The following is a 777-nucleotide window of genomic DNA, read 5'->3' as shown; positions in this document are numbered from 1 at the left end:
GCCCGATTTGGTGTTACTCGATTATAAGATGCCCCATCTCGATGGGGTGGAAGCAGCGAAAATCTTGTGCCACGAAGGGTTAGCGCCGGTGATTCTGCTCACGGCATCGGCCTCGCGTGAATTGGCTGAGCGCGCGCGCATGGCCGGCGTCTTCGGCTATCTGATTAAACCGTTCCGCGATGCCGAACTGATGCCAATAATCGAGGTGACGTTAGCGCGTTGGCAGGTTTATCAGGCGCGCCGTAATGAGGTGAAAGCGTTGCGTGAACGGCTCGAAACACGCAAGGAGATTGAGCAGGCGAAGGGTGTGCTGATGGATCTGCATGGGTTGACTGAAGCCGAAGCCTTCCGCCGCATTCAGCAATTGGCAATGCGCAATCGCAAGACGATGCGCGAGGTGGCGCAGGCGATCTTGCTCACTCGCCAGTTGGCAGGCGGGTAGCATGCCTGCCAGCGTGACACGGCGCTTGCGCATGTCTTTGCGCGCGACCGGTGATTGGCGCTCACGCTTTGCTATGCTCGCTCATCACGTCATTGCGAGCAGCGTCGCCGGCATGGCGAGTGCTGCTACGTTCGATCCTCATACCATTGCGAGGGCGCGCATATGCCCGAAGCAATCCCCGGCTCAAGCGCACAGCACAGCCGGTGCCTTGCGGACCCCTGACGGGAAGTGAAGGCGCTCGGCGGTGGCTAGATCCCGTGGAAGGATCAGCAATCAGCTTTCGCATATCCCGTCAGGGGCTTACCGCAGCTTAGCGGCGCTGTTCGCCCCAAGCT

At 60.0% G+C, this 777-nt stretch carries 1 protein-coding gene; it reads left to right on the top strand.

Going from position 1 to position 777, the window contains the following annotated elements; all coding sequences use genetic code 11:
* On the top strand, positions 1 to 442 hold a 442-nt coding region (locus NZU74_20365), incomplete at its 5' end, for an ANTAR domain-containing protein (GenBank protein MCS6883683.1).
* Between the last annotated feature and the right edge of the window lie 335 nt (positions 443 to 777).

This window comes from Chloroflexaceae bacterium (genome assembly GCA_025057155.1).
In the GTDB taxonomy this organism is placed as follows: domain Bacteria; phylum Chloroflexota; class Chloroflexia; order Chloroflexales; family Chloroflexaceae; genus JACAEO01.
The sequence above is the reverse complement of the archived record's forward strand: the minus strand, read 5'-3'. Positions and strand labels throughout refer to the sequence as shown.